A 14,545-nucleotide genomic window follows, 5' to 3' on the forward strand; every position below is an offset into this window, starting at 1 on the left:
AATGTGGCCTGATTGCGTTTCAAAAAACGCCCCATGCGCCATCTGCGCCAAACTTCGGCCCCCGTGCAAAGCCCTCATACTGGGAGAAGTGCCCGGCAGGGCGATGAGGGGCAGCGCAAACCTGGGGTGATTGCCGTTCGAGGCCGCTCAGCCCCCTCACCCGATATTCTGAATCCGCCCCCAGTGCCCTTGGTTCCCCAGGTGCCGGAGCGATGCGCCTCGAGCTGCACGATCTGGCTGTGGTCGACGAACAGGTTGATCTCGCGGCGCGAAATGCGATCCGCGCAAATTGGCTGGGAACCCCTTGGGGTCACCGGGTGTTGGCACGCACGAGATTCGAGAGCGATGCCGCAGATCGCGAACAACGCCGCCGCAGGATCTGAATGGTCCGTCCGAAGCAGCGCAAAACTGTTCCTGTGCGGCGACGTGATGCTCGGGCGCGGCATCGACCAAATCCTCGCCAGTCCCGGCGATCCGCACCTTGGCGAGCGCTATGTCAAATCGGCGACGACCTATGTCGAGCTTGCCGAACGCGTCAACGGCCCTATTCCGAGAAAGGTCGACGAGGCGTATGTCTGGGGCGATGCGCTTAGCGACTTGGATCGTGAAGCGCCCGACGCGCGGATCATCAATCTCGAGACCAGCATCACCACCAGCCTGTCCCTGGCGCCCAAGGGGATCAATTACAAGATGAACCCGGCAAACATCGGCTGCCTGGCGGCGGCACGGATAGACTGCTGCGTGCTCGCCAACAACCATGTGCTCGACTGGGATGAGCCTGGCCTCGTCGAGACCCTCGATACGCTGCGGCTTGCCGGCCTGGCCTGTGGCCGGGCTTGACGCGGACGAGGCGGCGGCGCCTGCCGTCATTGAACCGGCCGGCGGGGGCCGCGTGCTGGTCTTCGGCTTCGCGCTGGAGTCGAGCGGCGTTCCAGCTTCATGGGCAGCCGGAGCTTATAAGCCAGGCGTCAATTTGCTGGCGGATGTCTCGGCCCGGTCGCTCAAGCAGATCGCCCGATCCGTGCTGGCCATAAAACAACCTGGCGACCTCGCGGTGGCCTCGATCCACTGGGGCGGCAACTGGGGCTACCAAGTCCCGGCGAAAGAACGCGCGCTTGCCCATGCTCTCATAGATGTTGCAGGTTTCGATGTCGTGCATGGGCACTCCTCCCATCATCCCAAGCCGATCGAAATCCATCACGGCCGGCTGATCCTCTACGGATGCGGCGACTTCCTCACCGACTATGAGGGAATCACCGGCAACGAAACGTTTCGTGGTGAGCTTGCGCTGATATACCTGCCGCGGCTCGCCGTACCGGGCGGTACGCTTGTTGCGCTCGAGCTGGTGCCGTTCCAGCTCGCCCGGTTCCGGCTAAACCGCGCCCTGCGCGAAGATACCGCCTGGCTCGCTGCCATGCTTGAGCGCGAGTGCTCACCTTTCGGCACGCATGTGGCGCTCGGGAGCGATAACCGTCTCACCGTGCTTTGGTGAAGCGCCTGCGGTAAGCCAGCGGCACTAATTTTCAAGCCTCTCGGGCCGACCCCGGCCAAGCGCACCGTCGGCGCGGGCCTGCAAATAGGCGTAGATGTCGTCGATGTAAGGAGCGACGTTGGGATCGTCGGCGAAGCCCTTCATCACCGAAGCGCCGCTGCGCACGCCGTCGCGAACATTGCGCCGGAAGACCTCGATGCCGGGCAGCCGGTCGACAAGCGCCGACGCGAAGGTCGAGCCCACGCCATCGGGGCCATGGCAGTGATTGCAGCTGCCATGGTAGCGACGAAAACCGTTATAGGTTCGCGCATCGACCTTGTTGCCGACAGCCTCGTAGAACTTGCCAGGGGCCAGCTCAGCCTGCGAAGACGCGGCGAAGCCGGCGGCAACGGTAAAGACAACAACAGCCAGGACGAACCATGGAGACATCGTCTGTCGCCCATGTTGCAGGTTCATCCAGCGCCGCCGCAACGCGCATGCCCCCGGACCACTCGATGTTGGATCACTGAGGTTGGATCACTGAGGTTGGTTCACTCAATCCTGGATCAGTCGACGGCGAGCTTCGGGGTAGAAACCACGATCCCGTCTATCGGATGCGGGCTGACGACAAGCTTGCCGCCGACACGCGATATCTCGATGATCTGGTCCGACTCGCCCAGCTTGCCCGGCACGGAGACCGCGACTATCTGGTTCTCGGTCAGTGTCGCCACGAAGCGCACCGGCAAGCCAGCCTCGCCCTGCGCGATTGTGGTGACCACCCGATAGCCGTCCTCCTGAGGCGTATAATAGACGACACCAAGGAAGCCGGCGAGATCGATGCTTTCAGCCTTCATGGCTCCAAGCTCGCCGGCCTGCGCGGGCATCGCCGCCATGCAAAGTGCTGCAAAAGCAATGTATCTGTACATAATGCTGCTCCATCCCGAATTGTCCGGGACAAGCCCGGCTCAAGGTTTCAGCAATAGATGCTCGCGCGCCGTGATAGTCGGCGCACGCAGGCAGAATTCTTGATTAGTCCCCCCGGCTGAATCACAGTGGCGAAGGCCCGCGAGCCAGGAACGCGCAGAACCGCACTGGTTGTCACAGTTAAGTGTGACCTTATCTTCTGGGGCGCGAGTATTTCACCGCCCGGGTGCTTGCGCATCCCCTGTTTGGGGGAGATAATCGGAATTTAAGCGATCGCTAAAACTTGGAGAGGCGAGAGCACCTGTGAGAGCGCGCTGCTTTCCGCGTCGGACGCGCTGTCGACATGCGGGGGGCCGTCGATGGCCAAGGCATTGTCGCATCATGATCTGTCGAAGCTGATCGGCTCGATCTACGATTGCGCACTCGACCCGGGGCGATGGGAGCACGCGCTGGCTGGGATTAGGGATGCGCTCGACGCCCAGACTGCGGTGCTGCAGCTTGACGACCTCGCCAACGACCGGCTGCTGATCTACAGGACCGTGGGAATAGAGCCATACTGGCTGGAGCAACAGGCGAAATATATCCCCGAGATCCACGCCCGGCTGCTTGAGGATCTCTCGACATGGCCTTCGCTCGATATGCCGCATGTGGTCTCACGCCATATCCCTCAAACTTACCTGGAAACCTCCCGGTATTTTCAGGAGTGCTTGAAGCCGCAAGGCCTGGTCGACGTCATGTCGTTCTTCCTGATCCACACCCCTACCCGCCTTGCCGGCTTCGCCGTTGCCCGACATAAGCGGCAAGGCATTATCACCGAGCGGGAAATCAAGCTTGGCAGACTGTTGCTGCCGCATGTGCGCCGTTCGGTGATAATCAGCAACATGCTGGACATCGGCACTGTCGAGCGCGCAGGAATGGCCGAAGCGCTCGATGCGCTCACATGCGCCGTGGTCCTCACCAATGAACGTGGCGCCGTCCTGCACGCCAACCGCTCGGCCAAGCACATGCTGCAGAGCGGCGGCCCGATCCAGGATGTCCGGGGCATTCTGCAAGCGAAGATCCCGTCGGCTTCCAGGGAGCTTCACAGCGCCATCATGCTTGCGGCTCAGGATGAGGTCAGCATCGGCAAGACAGGGCTTGCCGTCCTCCTCACCGAATCCGGCCTGCCGCCCGTCTTCGCCCGCGTGCTGCCGATGGCCGGCGGCGACCTGCGCGCCGGCATGGAACCCGCGGCGGTAGCCGCGGTGTTCATCGGCAATGCACCGGACGAGCATGACGCCGCCGGAATGCTGGCGAGAGCCTTTGGGCTTACGCTGGCCGAAACCCGTGTGCTCGCCAGCCTTGTGGCCGGGCACACCCTGGCCGAGACCGCCGCCAGCCTTCATATTGCCAACGCGACCGCCAAGACGCATCTCGACAATATCTTCCAGAAGACCGGCGCCTCCCGTCAGGCCGATCTGATGCGCCTTGTCATGCAGATCGTTCCGCCCGCGGGGCAGCCTGGTCCCTGAATCACACTCATTCAGCGTCTTGGATACAGGTATCCCACACCGCGGATCGTCTTGATCAGTTCCGGCTTGGCCGGGTCCTTTTCGAGCCGGCGGCGCAGCCGGGTGATGCGGCTGTCGATGCTGCGGTCGAACGGCTCGTCGCCCCTGGGCGGCGCAAGATCGAGCAATTCGTCGCGACCAATGACCTGGCCGGCCCGGGTGGCGAAGGCCGCCACCAGATCGAGCTCCATCGGCGTCAGCGGAATGGCCACGCCGTCGGCGTCGATGAGGTTTCTCGCGCGGGCATCGAACACATAGGTTCCGAAGGCGAAATGCCCGGCCGGCAAAGCGTCGGCATTGTCTGATCCCTTCGGCCTGCGCCTGCGCAGCACCGCGGCGATCCGCGCTTCGAGCTCGACCGGTGAAAACGGTTTTGCCAGATAGTCGTCGGCGCCGATCTCGAGGCCCGCCACCTTGTCGAACACCGAATCGGCACCGGTCAGCATCAGGATGCCGGCGTCGTGATGCTCGCGAAGCCAGCGGGCCAGGCTAAAGCCGTTCTCGCCTGGCATGTTGAGGTCGAGAATGACGAGATCGGCCTTCGACGCCGCGATCGCCTCGCGCAATTCGGCGCCGCCGGATGCCGTGCGAATGCCGTAGCCTTTAGCCTGCAAATAGTCGGCGATCATGAACGCCACGTCGGTCTCGTCGTCCACGATAATGATGTCGGCCATGCGTTCCCCCCGGCGAGCGACGGCGCAAACCTACAGGGCGCATTTGCCCCGGGTCAATCGCAAGCGCAGCCCATCTGCTGCCGATTTCTGGCGGTTCGACACAATTGAAACAATAGAAGCCGGGAAATCGGTCGTACGGCATCATCGTGAAACATCCTTGCGGTTATGTTCAAAGACGTCGCGCAGAAGCCCGGGCAGGCCGGCTTGACAGGCCGCTGGCCGTTCAGTCCACTGGCCGCACGGGAACAGCAACCGTCGTGACGGCGCATCCGTCTGTGGAGACCTCGCCGTGCCGACCTCCTCCAAGCTGTCCAGGCGTTACGCGTTGCTGATGGCGGCCTGCGTTTTGCCGCTGCTCGTGCTTGTCGCCGGCATCGGCCTCTACCAGTCCTACGCGCTGCAACAGTCGTTTTTTCCCTATGCGCTCATTTTTGTCGGGCTGCTTGTCTCGGTATACGCCTTGCACGGCGTGCTTCTGCGGGAAATCGCCGGCATCTTCGCCGAAAACCGCACTGCCTTGCGCGAACTGGCCGACAGCGAACAGCGCTACCGCAATGTTGTCGAGGCCCAGACGGAGTATATCATCCGCGTCGCGCCGGATGGGCGCATGAGCTTTGCCAACGACGCCTATTGCCGCCTTGTCGGCAAGACACGCGAAGAGTTGCTGAGCCCGGACTGGCACTATTTCAACTCGTTTTCCGCCGATTTCGGCAGCTTCGACGAAATCATCGGTCGAGTGACCCCGGACCGACCCGTTTGCGAAGTGGAAGAGACCGGCGCCCTGTACAATGGGCGCGAAATCAACGTGCATTGGACCGATCGCGGCATCTTCGACGACAGCGGCAAGCTCATCGAAATACAGTCGATCGGACGCGATATAGCCGAGCAGAAACTCGCCCGTCAGGCACTCGAGGCCAGCGAGCAGCGCTACCGCAGCGTGGTCGAGCTGCAGACCGAATTCGTCGTCCGGATGTCGCCAGAGGGTCATTTGAGCTTCGTCAACGACGCCTATTGCCGAGCGTGCCGGATGACACGCGAACAGCTTCTCGACCCGTCCTGGTGCGAACTCGATGTGCTGCCGCCCGACGAACGGCGCAGGTTCCTGGACCACCTTGCCCGCCTCACGCCGCAGGCGCCGAACGCCAGCATGGAACTTGTCAATGCGATGCCGGATGGCGCACGTCGATGGCTCGCCTGGAACGATCATGGCATTTTCGACAGCGACGGGCGTCTTGTCGAAGTGCAGTCCGTCGGCCGCGACATCTCGGATCGCGTCCTGGCCGAGCAAGCCAGACTGGAGGCCGAGAAGCTGTTGGCCGAAAGGGAGGCGCAGTTTCGCGCCATCGCCGAAGGCGTGCCGCTGCCGATCACCATCTCGGCAATAGAAGGGCCCGAAATCCTGTTCGTCAACGAACCGGCGCGCAAGGTGCTCGGCATCGAGGTCGGCCAGATCGGAGCCGAAGCGACGTCGACTTGGGAAGATCTCTCACGGCGAGACGATCTCCTGCGGCTGTTGCTGAGGGATGGCATCGTCGACGCATTCGAAGCCGGCATGACCAATATGCAGGGGTCGAGAATCGATACGCTGGTTTCGGCGCGCCTGATCACGCAGGCTGGCCGTTCGGCCATGCTTGCCGCCGTCACCGACATTACCCGCCAGCGCGAGGCCGAGGCGGAGATCGCAAGCCAACGCGAGACGCTGTACCAGTCGGAAAAGCTCGCCGCTCTCGGCTCGCTGCTGGCCGGCGTGGCGCATGAACTCAACAATCCGCTATCCGTCGTCATCGGCTACAGTTCGATGCTGAAGGAATTCTCGACGGATAAGGCAACCGTGGGACGCGCCGACAAGATCCACGCCGCGGCTGAGCGATGCTCGCGCATCGTCCGGACCTTTCTGGCGATGGCCCGCAAGAAGCCGCCGACACGGGGCGCCGTCGACATCAATGATGTCGTGGTTGCCTCACTGGAACTCGCCGGCTACAGCCTGCGCTCGGCCGGGATCGAGATCCGCACCGAACTGGCGGAACCGCTTCCCAATATCTGGGGCGACAGGGACCAGCTTCATCAGGTGGTCACCAACTTGGTGGTCAACGCGCAGCAGGCTTTGCTGCAGGTTCCGCACCCGCGGCGGCTGACCATTGTCACCACCGGGGAAGACGATGTCGTCGAGGTCGTTGTCGCCGACAATGGTCCAGGCATGCCGGAGACGGTCCGCGCGCGTGCTTTTGAGCCTTTTTACACGACCAAATTGGCCGGCGAAGGCACCGGGGTCGGGCTATCTGTCTGCCAGGGTATCGTGACTGCCCACGACGGCAGCATAGAACTGGATTCGACGCAGGGCGGCGGTGCACGGTTTACGATCCGGCTTCCGAGCGGCCGAGCCGAGACGGTCGCTCCGCCCGAGGCTGCAGGCAGGATGCCGCCCGCGCCCTCGGCCGCACGAATTCTGGTGGTCGACGATGATTCCGACATTGCCTCGATGATCGCCGAGATGCTGCGCCGCGATGGCCACGACGTCACCATCGCCGACGACGCGAATGCCGCCCTCAAGGCTGTGCGCGAGGACGGGATCGACCTTTTGATCAGCGACATACGCATGCCCGGCCTCGACGGCCCTGGCCTCTACCACGCGCTGGAACAATTGCGCCCCGGGCTCACTCGCCGGCTGCTGTTCGTGACCGGCGACACGCTGGCACCGGAGATTGACCGCTTCATCGGGGAGACGGGCGCGCCGGTGATCGAGAAACCGCTCGATCCGCAGACCTTTCGCAGGCTCGTGATGGAACGCTTAAGGGCGATGGAGACCAGCGCAATGGAAGAGGCCGAAGCGTGACAAAACAGAAATTGCTCATCGTCGACGACGAAGCGCCGTTGCGCGAGATGCTGTCGGATTACCTGCTCATGCACGGCTTCGATGTTCGATCCGTTGCGGATGGAGCGGGAATGCACACCGAGCTTGACCGCTTTGGCCCAAACCTGGTCATTCTCGACGTCAATCTCATCGGCGAAAGCGGCTATGACCTCGCCCGCGAAATCGCCAAGCAGAGCCGCGCCGGCATCCTGATGCTGACCGCCGTCGGTGACCTGCCGCATCGGCTGGAAGGTTTTGCCGCCGGCGCCGACGACTATATGGCCAAGCCGTTCGAACCACGCGAACTTCTGGCGCGTGTCAGGAGCGTCATCCGGCGCCTGGGCGAGGAAGAGCGGACGCCGGAAAACCGCATCCGTTTCGGCGGCTGCATCCTCGATATTGATGGCCGCACGATGGTCGACCCGGACGGCGCCGACGTCCAGTTGACGTCGATGGAATTCGACCTGCTATGCGTCTTCGCGCGCCATCCCCGGCAGATATTGTCGCGCGACCAGCTGTGCAGGCTCGCCCACAACCGGGACCTCGAGCCGGGCGACCGGAGCATCGACATCCGCATTACCCGACTGCGCAAGAAGTTCGAGACAGAACCCGACGCGCCGGTGGTCCTGGTGACGGTTCGCGGCGAAGGCTATGTCTACGAGCCTGCCCAGGACGAGGCGCGACACCGCTAGATACGGAGCTTTAAAGAGGCTGAGCCGTCCAGCTGGTACGGTTTATGGCTTTGCCTACGCGATCGGCCTGCGCGCCCGGCGATATTCCCGGCGCAGGCTTCGAACAGTGTCTCGCACGACAGGAATGGTCCAGCGCGCGGTCATCGTCGCGATCAGCAGCCCGGCAATCGGATCGATGAAGCGGGCCATCATCGTGCCTTGCCAGATCATGGCTGTTGCGAGCGATGCGGCGATGAGCAGGTTCGACGAGAGCTTGTCAGAGAACAGGCAGATTTGCGCGCGGGCCAGCGCCGACGCGGCAGCCAAGTTGCGGGCCTTCCATCGGCGCAGGATCCACAAATTGACCACCGCATAGGCCAGGTTCAGGCTCATGGCGAGAACAACGCCGGGGCCGTGCGGTTCGACGCCGCCGGCCGCGATCCGCTGGACCGCGATGCTGGCGACGACCGCCATCGAAAGGCACATGCCGACGGCGGCCAGCGCGTTGACGAGCGTCTCGGCCAAGGCTGCCCGGCGCTTGTTCATGCCCAGTTTCATGCTGCCAGCCACAACCAGGACGGAGACCAGCACCAGCATGTCCATCAAGGTCAGCGCGAGATCGGCGCGGATGGTCAGCGATGTGGACGTCGCCGCCGCGTATGCCGTCAGCAGCAGGCAAGGGGTGCCGGCCAGCACCGCCAGCCGTGCCGTCCGCGCCGCCGCACCTTTCGATCGGTCATTGGTTTTTCGCAGAGGTTGCATCGCCAGAAATCTCCTAGTTTCTGGCGTCACCGATGGCGCAGGGATGTTGCGCGGATTTGCCGATTTGCCGGCTGAAGGTTTCCTTTGTGTCGCCGCGGCGGGCGCACGCCGCGATTGGTTATTCGAGGGGATGCTGACGCGGGGCGGCATGCCTTTCTGCATGACGACGAAGCGGACGCTCGCTCATCGAGCGCAGGACCGGGCGGATCGCAACAACTGAAACAATTCGGACGAATTCGGCATTCGTCCGAAACAGACGGGAGCGAAAAGCCGCCCCATGGAGCGAATCGAGAGGACGGCTCCGCTGAAAACGAAAAGGAAATCAAGATGAATCGCTTCAAGACTTACATGGCCGCTGCCTCGGCAATGGCCTGCCTCGCCGCACCGGCCAGCGCCGGGGGACCGGAAGGCTCGAACGGCAAATCGCTGAACGGCCTGACATACAATGCGATAACCACCAATGCGGTGACGAGCAACTCGCTAACCAGCAACGCGATTTTCGCGAATGGCCTCGGCGTCCTTGCACTCAACGGCGTGCACGCCGAAGGCATCGTTCTGGCGAAAAGTCTCGCTCCAGCCGGCAAGTCCGTCATTGACCCGAACGAGCGCTCCGTTGTTGACCCGAACGACCGTTCCGTCTTTGACCCGAACGATCGCGGTTTGCCGGCTGTCCAGAAGGGCAACGTCCAATCCTCGACCGCTGGCAAGAAAAGCAGCGGCCTTCCGTCTGGCCAGCACGACACCGGCAGCGGCGCCGGGAGCAACCATGACCGGCCGACCCCCACGCCGAGGCGTTAAGGTCCGGACCTAGGCGTCCGTCGTCAATGGAACGGATGGCGTTGTGCTGTCCGTTCTCGTTGGCCGCGTTTCATTAGCAAAACCTGCCGTCAGGAGCCAACAATGTCAGCCTACAGAAACCGCCTCGCCCATATCGGCCGCCGCGCATTGGTCGCCGTCGCCGCAGCCATTTCCAGCATGGCAGCAGTGCCCTCGGCCAATGCCGGGACCGGGCACGCGATCAGCTCGATCTCCGTCGTCGGCACAAGGTTCGAGGTGACGACGGAAGACGGTCGCATTGTCGCTCAAGACGATCTCGTCGGCGCCGTCCTGACGATTGGCGATGGACAAGACCAGGTGCCGCTGCGCATCGACGCGGTCGAGATCGATGCGAGGAATCCGGATGGCGGGGTGATGCTCTACGCCATGTCGACCCGCGACGCGGCTAGCGGCGCATGGCGCAACATTTGCGAACCGGACATCGAGGGCCGGCGCATGGGCTTTCCGCTCGCCGGCACCTGGACGCAGGACGGCCGCCATTTGCCGTCCGACACTGCGTTCAGCATTACCTGCACCGGCGGCGCGCAGGCGAAATGCGTGCGCTTCGGATATCGGCCCTGGGAAAAGTCGCCGGACGGCACACCGCTGTGGGATCATCACCAGGCATGCACCCGTATGATCCGCGCCGATTATTGCGGCGATGGCGTCGGCCATACCCGCAACGGGACGCCGATCGTGATCTACGACCGCAAGGGCATCCAACAGGACGAGGCCGCGCCTAATATGTCGTTCGAAGCGGCGTGGGGTGCCGACGGTGCGCTTTGCGTCAGCCACACCAGAATACCCGACGTGCTCACGATGGAGGGGCTGGCTGCGATCTGCCCGGATGTGCGGCAACAGCCGCGAACAGCGTGCGAAAGCCATGCCGGGGCGCTGATCCTCAACCGTTCGATCGACCGGCGAACGGTTCAGGCGGTTGCGGAATAGTCATATCGCGAAAGGGTCTGCTGGGCTTATCGCAGTGGCCTCGTTCGATTGAGACCACCAGGCGTCAAACTTTTCGCGCCACGCCCCCAACCTGCTTGGGGCGCTTGCTCGTGTCGACCTTGGCCCGCGCCTCCACCGCCTTCTCGATCTCCCGCTTCAGCTCGTCTTTGATATCAGCCGTTTCGGCCATCAAGGCGTCGATCTTCATGAAATCGAGCACGCGGTATTTCGACACCGCCGGCCTGACCAGTATGTCCGGCTGGCATTGCCTCAGCTTGGCGGCGATGATCGACTGCATCATCAATTGCGTGGCGCCGAACATCAGGTCGACGGAGGTCGGGTATTTGCGCCCGCCTTTGGCCGGCGCGCCAACGACGTCGACGGCGATGATGATGTCGGCGTCGTCCTCGATCAAGTCGAACGGCACCGGATTGTAGATGCCGCCGTCGATCAGCAGCCTGCCGTCGCGCATCACCGGTCGGAATACCGCGGGAATAGCCGCAGAGGCGGCAAGCGCTGAATGCAGGTCGCCGTCGCGCAGCACGGCGAGCTTATGGCCGAAGAAATCCGTTGCCGTCACCTTCAACGGTATTTTCAGCTCGGCGAAGCTTTCGGGTATGGCGTCGGGCATGAATGCCTTGAGGATGCGCTCGACATTGAACTGGGTGACACCCAGCCCGCCCTTCAGCGCCTCGGCAAAGGTGCCTGGCCGCGCCCGCCACATGCGCGCCGCCACCTCGGCGCGGCGGCCGAGGATCGAGCGCATGTAGTGGTGAATGTCGCTGCCGGCCATGCCCGAAGCCATGCCGGCGCCCATGATGGCGCCGATCGATGAGCCTGATATCGCGACCGGCCTTATACCCAGCTCGTCCAGCACCTCGATGACATGGATATGCGCCAGCCCGCGCGCGCCGCCGCCGCCGAAGGCGATGCCGAAGCTCGGGCTCATCCCCTGCCCCTCATTTGGCCCTGCCCCCCATTTGGGCTCATTCCTCCTTGGCCTCGCCGTGCTTCGGCCCGACGACCATGACGGCCGGCTCGGCGGAAAGCAGCTTTTTCGCCGCCGCCTTGACCTGATCCAGCGTCACCGCGTTGATGAGGGCAGCGCGGCGCTGCATATAGTCGCTGCCGAGCTTGTCGAGCTGCAGCTCGAGCAGCGTCGCGGCGATGGCGGCGGAGGAGTTCAGATTGTTGATGGCGTAGGCGCCAATCAAGTATTTCTTGGTCGCCGCCAGTTCCGCTTCGGTCGGCCCTTCCTGGGCCATGCGCTTCACCACCTCGCGCACGACAGCCAAAGTCTCGGCCGCCCGGTCCGCGCGGGTCGCCGTGGTGATGGCCAGGGCGTTGGCGTGCTGGTGGTCGACCAGGTCGGAACTGACGCTGTAGGCCAGACCGCGTTTTTCACGCACCTCCTCGAACAGCCGCGAGGTGAAGGCGCTGCCGCCGAGGATCTCGTTCATCAGAACCGCAGCGAAGAAATCCGGCGCACTCCGCTCGACGCCGGGATAGGCGAGTTGCAGCGACGTCTGGGGCTGATCGTAATTGACCTCGAGCTGCTGGTTGAGTTTCGGATCGACATCGGCGACCGCGCTGAGCGCCTGATGCTGCGGCAGGCCGCCAAAGACGAGATCGAGCTTTTTCTTCAACGTCTCGGCATCGATGGCACCGACCACCGCCACATGCAGGCCATCACGAGCAAAATTCGCCTTGTGAAAGGCGATGAGATCGTCCGGCGTGATGGTGGCGATGCTTTGCCTGGTGCCCTCTTCGGGCCGCGCATAGGGATGGGTGCCGTATAGTGCCTCCAGCCATTTGCGCTGGGCGAGCGTGTCCGGGTCAAGCTCGTTGGCGATGATGCCGGACAGCACTTGCGCGCGGATGCGGTCGATTGGCGCCTGGTCGAAACGCGGCTCTGTGACCGCCAGCCGCAACAGGTCGAACGCCGCGTCGCGCTGCTCGGCAAGCATGCGCATCGAGCCAAAGGTGCCGTCGCGCGCCGCTTCGAAGCTCATCTCTGCGCCGACGTCGTCGAGCTTGATCTGGAAGGACTCGCTGTCGAGATTGCCGGCGCCCTCGTCGAACAGGCCGCTCATCAGATTGGCAAGGCCCACCTTTCCAGCGGGATCCTGCGTCGTGCCGCCGTCGAAGGCGAAGCGGATGGCGACGAGCGGCACGGAATAGTCCTCCACCAGCCAGGCGGTGATGCCCTTTGACGACGTCACCTCCTGGATGCTCATGGCCGCACGAGCGGAAAGCGCCGGCAGGACGAGGAAGACGAGGGAGAGGAGCAGGGTAACTAAAGGGATGGCAACACGCGCGGCTCTCCCTTCTCCCCTTGTGGGAGAAGGTGGATTGGCGCGCAGCGCCAAGACGGTTGAGGGGTGCTGGCCGGAACGACGTCGGTGCCAAGCTGGAACACCCCTCATCCGACCTCGCTTCGCGAGGCCACCTTCTCCCACAAGGGGAGAAGGGAAGTCGCGGCTATGCTGGTTCCTCATCACCTCAATTCTCTGCCTGTGTCTGCGGCAAGAGATAGCCTGATGTCGAATGGTTGAGATTGAGATAGCGCGCCGCAACCTGCCTGACTTCATCGGCGGTGACCTTGCGGATGCGGCCCGGCCATTCCTCGACATCCCTGACGTTGCCGCCGGTGGCGAGCGTCGCGCCGTAGATGTTGGCCATCGAATCCTGCTTGTCGCGAGCGAAGATCATCGAGCGGACGAAACGATCCTTGGCCTTCTCCAACTCGCCTGATGCGACGCCCTCGCTGGCGATGCGGGCGACCTCGGCCTCGACCGCCGCCTGGACATCGGCCAGCTTGGCGTCGCCGCGCGGCGCGCCATAGACGGCGAAGTTGGTGGCATCGAGCATGGTGCCCTGGAAAAAGGCGCCGGCCTCGGCGGCAATGCCTTGCTTGACGACAAGCTGCTGGTACAGCCGGCTGCGGCTGCCGCCGCCAAGGATCTCCGCCAGCAGGTCCAGCGCTTCCGCTTCGCCCGGCTTTGCGGTGTGATAGGAGGGAACCACCCATTGCGTCGAAAAGTTCGGCACGCTGACACGCGCGTCAGCCAGCGTCACCGTGCGCCTGGTGTTCTGCTCGGGTTCGACCGGACGGATGCGCGGCGGCAGGTCTGGACCACGCGCGACCTTGCCATAGGTCTTTTCGGCCAGCGCCTTGACCACCTGCGGCTCGACATCGCCGGCCACCACCAGCACGGCGTTGTTGGGCGTATAGTATTTGTCGTAGAAAGCCTTGGCGTCGGCGCGGTTCAGCTTCTCCATCTCCTGCATCCAGCCGATCACCGGAATGCGATAGGGCTGGTTCTGCCAGAGCGTGGCGTCGACCTCCTCGCCGAGCACTGCCTGCGGATTGCTGTCGATGCGCGAGCGGCGTTCCTCGAGGATGACGTCGCGCTCGGTGGCGATGACGTCGTCGTTGAGGATGAGGTTGCGCATGCGATCGGCCTCGAAATCCATCATCTGCTCGAGCGCCTGCGGCACCACCGTCTCGTAAAAGGCGGTGTAGTCATAGGAGGTGAAAGCGTTGTTCGAACCGCCGATGGCGGAGACGGCGCGGTCGAACGCGCCGGCCGCATGGTTGGTCGTCGCCTTGAACATCAGATGCTCGAAGAAATGGGCGATGCCGGACTTGCCCGGCGGCTCATCGGCGCTGCCGATCTTGTACCACACCATATGAGTGACGATCGGTGCGCGGCGATCGGGGATGACAACGACCTCCATGCCGTTGTCGAGCAGGAAACTCGTCACCTTGCCGTCGTCCGGCTTGTTGTCGGCCAGAACCGGCCCGGTCATCACAAGAGCCAGCGCAAAAAGCGTACCGCGCAGCCAATCAGCCTGAGATGTCATTAACGACTCCG

14 protein-coding genes are annotated in these 14,545 nt (G+C 63.4%); 7 read left to right on the forward strand and 7 right to left on the reverse strand.

Annotation, left to right across the window (positions count from 1 at the left end; genetic code table 11):
• Positions 1–345: 345 nt before the first annotated feature.
• Together AC0L3H_RS30045 and AC0L3H_RS30050 are read left to right on the forward strand one after the other, a co-directional pair.
• A complete protein-coding gene (locus AC0L3H_RS30045) occupies positions 346–840 on the forward strand; it encodes a CapA family protein (RefSeq protein ID WP_473587895.1) in 495 nt (164 codons plus the stop codon).
• Entirely contained in the window at positions 827–1,492 is a 666-nt protein-coding gene (locus tag AC0L3H_RS30050) for a CapA family protein (RefSeq protein WP_473587896.1), read from the forward strand. The genes AC0L3H_RS30045 and AC0L3H_RS30050 overlap by 14 nt, the downstream gene beginning before the upstream one ends.
• A 24-nt stretch (positions 1,493–1,516) precedes the next feature.
• Here the strand turns inward: AC0L3H_RS30050 and AC0L3H_RS30055 are convergent, their stop codons facing one another.
• Together AC0L3H_RS30055 and AC0L3H_RS30060 are read right to left on the reverse strand one after the other, a co-directional pair.
• Positions 1,517–1,921, reverse strand: a complete 405-nt coding sequence (locus AC0L3H_RS30055; RefSeq protein ID WP_473587897.1) for a c-type cytochrome — start codon at positions 1,919–1,921, stop codon at positions 1,517–1,519.
• A 116-nt stretch (positions 1,922–2,037) separates the two neighbouring features.
• Positions 2,038–2,397 (reverse strand): hypothetical protein, encoded by a 360-nt coding sequence (locus AC0L3H_RS30060; RefSeq protein WP_473587898.1) that lies wholly within the window; start codon positions 2,395–2,397, stop codon positions 2,038–2,040.
• Positions 2,398–2,754: 357 nt separating this feature from the next.
• On the opposite strand from AC0L3H_RS30060, the gene AC0L3H_RS30065 reads away from it, so the two are divergent.
• Positions 2,755–3,906 (forward strand): helix-turn-helix transcriptional regulator, encoded by a 1,152-nt coding sequence (locus AC0L3H_RS30065; RefSeq protein ID WP_473495009.1) that lies wholly within the window; start codon positions 2,755–2,757, stop codon positions 3,904–3,906.
• An 11-nt stretch (positions 3,907–3,917) separates the two neighbouring features.
• Here AC0L3H_RS30065 and AC0L3H_RS30070 read toward each other — a convergent pair whose 3' ends face one another.
• The gene (locus AC0L3H_RS30070) at positions 3,918–4,619 is read right to left on the reverse strand and encodes a response regulator transcription factor (protein ID WP_473495010.1); all 702 of its coding nucleotides are present in this window, start codon (positions 4,617–4,619) and stop codon (positions 3,918–3,920) included.
• 289 nt (positions 4,620–4,908) lie between these two features.
• Here AC0L3H_RS30070 and AC0L3H_RS30075 point away from each other — a divergent pair, with 289 nt between their 5' ends.
• Both AC0L3H_RS30075 and AC0L3H_RS30080 read left to right on the forward strand, forming a co-directional pair.
• Positions 4,909–7,452, forward strand: coding sequence for a hybrid sensor histidine kinase/response regulator (locus AC0L3H_RS30075; RefSeq protein ID WP_473587899.1), 2,544 nt, complete (start codon positions 4,909–4,911; stop codon positions 7,450–7,452).
• Positions 7,449–8,162: a response regulator gene (locus AC0L3H_RS30080; RefSeq protein ID WP_473587900.1), complete on the forward strand. Its 714-nt coding sequence runs from the start codon at positions 7,449–7,451 to the stop codon at positions 8,160–8,162. Before AC0L3H_RS30075 ends, AC0L3H_RS30080 begins: the two co-directional genes overlap by 4 nt.
• Positions 8,163–8,216: 54 nt before the next feature.
• Here the strand turns inward: AC0L3H_RS30080 and AC0L3H_RS30085 are convergent, their stop codons facing one another.
• The gene (locus tag AC0L3H_RS30085; protein WP_473587901.1) at positions 8,217–9,053 is read right to left on the reverse strand and encodes a cation diffusion facilitator family transporter; all 837 of its coding nucleotides are present in this window, start codon (positions 9,051–9,053) and stop codon (positions 8,217–8,219) included.
• Positions 9,054–9,230: 177 nt separating this feature from the next.
• Here AC0L3H_RS30085 and AC0L3H_RS30090 point away from each other — a divergent pair, with 177 nt between their 5' ends.
• On the forward strand, positions 9,231–9,701 hold the full coding sequence (locus tag AC0L3H_RS30090) for a hypothetical protein (RefSeq protein WP_473495015.1): 471 nt from the start codon (positions 9,231–9,233) through the stop codon (positions 9,699–9,701).
• Positions 9,702–9,803: 102 nt separating this feature from the next.
• A complete protein-coding gene (locus tag AC0L3H_RS30095; RefSeq protein WP_473587902.1) occupies positions 9,804–10,667 on the forward strand; it encodes an ADYC domain-containing protein in 864 nt (287 codons plus the stop codon).
• A 64-nt stretch (positions 10,668–10,731) separates the two neighbouring features.
• Here AC0L3H_RS30095 and AC0L3H_RS30100 read toward each other — a convergent pair whose 3' ends face one another.
• The 3 genes from AC0L3H_RS30100 to AC0L3H_RS30110 all read right to left on the reverse strand — a co-directional run bounded on the left by AC0L3H_RS30100 (position 10,732) and on the right by AC0L3H_RS30110 (position 14,534).
• The gene (locus AC0L3H_RS30100) at positions 10,732–11,616 is read right to left on the reverse strand and encodes a patatin-like phospholipase family protein (protein WP_473495017.1); all 885 of its coding nucleotides are present in this window, start codon (positions 11,614–11,616) and stop codon (positions 10,732–10,734) included.
• Positions 11,617–11,653: 37 nt separating this feature from the next.
• A complete protein-coding gene (locus AC0L3H_RS30105) occupies positions 11,654–12,904 on the reverse strand; it encodes a M16 family metallopeptidase (protein ID WP_473587903.1) in 1,251 nt (416 codons plus the stop codon).
• 265 nt (positions 12,905–13,169) lie between these two features.
• Positions 13,170–14,534, reverse strand: a complete 1,365-nt coding sequence (locus AC0L3H_RS30110) for a M16 family metallopeptidase (RefSeq protein ID WP_473587904.1) — start codon at positions 14,532–14,534, stop codon at positions 13,170–13,172.
• Positions 14,535–14,545: the final 11 nt, after the last annotated feature.

The sequence above is a fragment of the Mesorhizobium sp. WSM4816 genome (genome assembly GCF_055811535.1).